This is a genomic window from Gemmatimonas sp. (genome assembly GCF_044345575.1).
Lineage (GTDB): Bacteria > Gemmatimonadota > Gemmatimonadetes > Gemmatimonadales > Gemmatimonadaceae > Gemmatimonas.
Map to the genome: position 1 here is coordinate 1 of NZ_JBIJAW010000359.1, position 3,289 is coordinate 3,289.

Genomic DNA, 3,289 nt, shown 5'->3' on the forward strand with positions numbered 1-3,289 from the left:
CGGCCTCCAGTTTTTGCGCCTGCCGCAGGCGTTCCTCGGAGGCACGGATTTCCGTCACGTCGGTGAACACCGCCACCGAGGCATACGGACGCACCTCGCCCGCGCGAATCAGCGGGTCGGCCGTCACACTCAACCACGCCGGTTCGTCGTTGCCACGCCGGATGCCCATGAGCTGACGGGGCTGCGACTGCCCCGTGCGTAGCGCCAGCATGGCCGGGTGATCGGTGGGTGGCCATGGCGAGCCGTCTTCCCGCACCGCCTGCCAGTCACGATCGACGGGGACAAGGCCGGACAGCTGATCGGCGCTCAGCGCAAGAATGCGCTCGGCACTCGGGTTGTGCACACGAATGGCGCCGGTCTCGTCGTGCAGCACGACCCCTTCGCGCATACCTGAGATCACGGCACGGAAACGCGTTTCCGATTCACGGAGCTGCCGCTCGGCGCGTACGCGATCGGTGATGTCCTGGATGATGATGTGCAGCAGCCGGCGTTCCGTCGTCTCGGCGACACCGATGAACGCCTCCACCTGACGAAGCTCCCCGGTGGCGATGCGATGATCACTCTGCAGGTGCAACCCGGTCCCGGTGGCGATGCCCGAGGTGAGCTCGCGCCAGTGGTCGATGGCGATGCTCTCGAGATCGGTGAGATACATCTCGCGCATCGTTTCACGCGGCCACCCGTAGAACGCCTCGGCCGCCGGGTTTACGTCCACGATGCGCGCGGTATCGAACTCCGCGAGCAACTGGATCGCCCCGTTGGTTTCGAACAGCTGACGGTGCCGCGCCTCACTGGCCTCGAGGGCGAGGCGTTCGAGCTGCCGCTGGGTGATGTCACGCGAGCTGATGGCGACGGCATCGTGATCGACGGGCACGAGCTGCCGCTGCAACCAGCGGGCGGGTTCCTCGAGGGTGGGGGCGAACTGCGTGGTCTCGAGCGGCTGATTGGTGATCACCACCGTGCAGCACTGCTCCCAGAGTCCCCATTCACGACTGCGCGGAAAGATGTCGAGGAGCGACCGGCCAATGATATCGTCGCGACCGCGCTGGACCATTTCACACGCGCGCGCATTGACATCGATCAGGACGAAATCGACGATGCGACCGTCAGCAGCACGGACGGCGCGGGCGAGCGCGAAGGCATCGAATCCGGCATCGAGCACGCCGCGGAGCCGGGCCTCGGAGGCCGCCAGCGCGATAGCGGTCTGCTCCACCTCGGTGATGTTGCGCGCGAGGCCGACCACGTGCGTGGGACGGCCATCAGCATCGCGGCGCACCGACAGGCGGGTCTCCACGATGAGGCGACCGCTGTTCGCGGCGACCTCTTCGCGGTACGTGATCGGGTCGGGCGACGCGATGGCCTGCGCATAGCGTTGCATGGCGAAGGCCGCCTCCGCCGGCGGAAGCAGCTCATCGGGGCGACGCCCGACGACCTCGTCCTCTCGCAAACCGGTCGCCGCGAGATACGCCGGGTTGACCGCCTCGCAGACATAGCGGTCCGGCCCCTCGATGCGCACGAGGATGAGCATGTCGCGCATCTGCGCCGTGAGCAGGCGGAAATTCTGCAGCGCAGACTCGGCCTCCTCGTGACGCGCTGCGAGGTCGGTGATCTCGTGGGCGCGCAGGACCCACTGCACACGACCGGGCCAGCGAACGAGCGCGCAGTCCCACACCGTCTGCGCGATCGGATCCGATACCCGCTGGGTACTCCGAGGCCCGCCAGCCAACGTGCGCCGGATCCAATCGGACAAGGCCGGCGTAGCCCCGGTCGCGACGGCAAGTTCGCTGCCGATTCGCCCGCTCCACACCGCCAGCAACCTATCGCCCGTGTCATTCGCCGCGACGACACGGCCATCAGTGTCGAGCATCACCAACGCATCCCCCAGCACATCGTGCAGGGCGAACAGGTCGGCGGAGTCAGCGGCGGGGGGCAGTGGCACGATGTAAGCGACGGCAGATGAATGGCTCCCTGAATGTGACAGATCGCGGGGGGTCGCGTCAGGGGGCACGTCGGAAGCGGTGGCGAGCCGGAAGTCACGCCCGGGGCTCCGGAGGCATCCCCCGCGGCCCGGCGCGGGACCCACCCGGTACAGGCCCTTGTGACGCTTTTCGGCGGGCGGGCGTCTTTTCCGGCGAGACCGATGTTTTCCCTACTCACCTACCCCGGACGGATCGTCGCATGGGCGTAATCGCGACGCTGCTCGCGCACGAATCTCGACTCGCACGGCTTCGCAGTGCCGCGCGGGATCGGTATCGATTCGTGCCCTGCGAAGACTGGACCTCGCTCACGCGCGCTTGTGAGCGGGGGCCGATCAACGTGGTCGTCTTCGACCTGTATGTGGATGGCCGCGCCGATTTCGAACGCGTCCGGCAACTGCGTATTCGTGTTCCGCGGGCGGCGCTCGTCGCCTACGTGGACCTGACGCGCGAGCGAGCCAAGGACATGTTCGATGCGGGACGCTGCGGCATCGACGTGCTGGTGGTGGCTGACGAAACGGACACGACCCAGATGCTGGCGACCCTGCTGGATCAGGCCGAGGCGCGCAGTGTATCGAGTCTGCTCAAGCCACACCTCGCCGGCCTGCGCAGTGTGGTGCGTGACGCGGTCATGCTCTCGGTGACCCGGGCGCACGAGCGGCTCACGCCGGACAGCCTGGCCCGCCTCATCGCCGTGTCGCGCCGACTCCTGTCCAAGCGTCTCGAGGGCGCGCAGCTGCCACCGCCGCATCAGCTGCTCACGTGGGGGCGTCTCATCGTCGCCGCGAGCATGCTCGAGGACGGATCGCGCAGCGCGGACGGGGTCGCGAGCGCCCTCGACTTCCCGTCGGGCTCGGCGTTCCGCAACACCTGCCAGCGCTACCTCGGCTGCACGCCGCACCAGATTCGTCTGCGCGGCGGTGCGGGCTGGGTGATTCAGGAATTGCTCGTGAACCGCGAGAAGCGTCGGCAGATCTCGGATCACGAGGATGATATGCAGGACTCGGCGGCAGCCTGAGACGGCGGTGTCTGTGCTGGTGTGCGACTGGCTTGTAGACGGCAGACGGCAGGAACCACAGTCGGCAGGTGGGAGGGAAGCGGTTGAACAATGCGGGAGCCAGCGCTGCGCGCAGCTCCCGATGTCCTCACCGCAAAGGAAATCGGGGGCGCCGCGAAGCGGTCGCCCCCGTTTTGTTGTCCCGAATTCCTCCCGCACTGCGTGCTGTAGTTCCTGCCGTCCGCCGTCTGCTGGTGGTCGCCCACGCGATCTCCCCCTACGTTTCCGGCATGCTCCACTTGGCCCTCACCGGCAACAT

2 protein-coding genes are annotated in these 3,289 nt (G+C 67.5%); one reads left to right on the top strand and one right to left on the bottom strand.

Features of this window, described 5'->3' with window-relative positions; translation table 11 throughout:
- On the bottom strand, positions 1-1,936 hold a 1,936-nt coding region (locus ACIQ6O_RS15095), incomplete at its 3' end, for a PAS domain-containing protein (RefSeq protein WP_396208604.1).
- A gap of 239 nt (positions 1,937-2,175) precedes the next feature.
- Here ACIQ6O_RS15095 and ACIQ6O_RS15100 point away from each other — a divergent pair.
- Entirely contained in the window at positions 2,176-2,991 is an 816-nt protein-coding gene (locus ACIQ6O_RS15100) for a helix-turn-helix domain-containing protein (RefSeq protein ID WP_396208605.1), read from the top strand.
- Positions 2,992-3,289 lie beyond the last annotated feature (298 nt).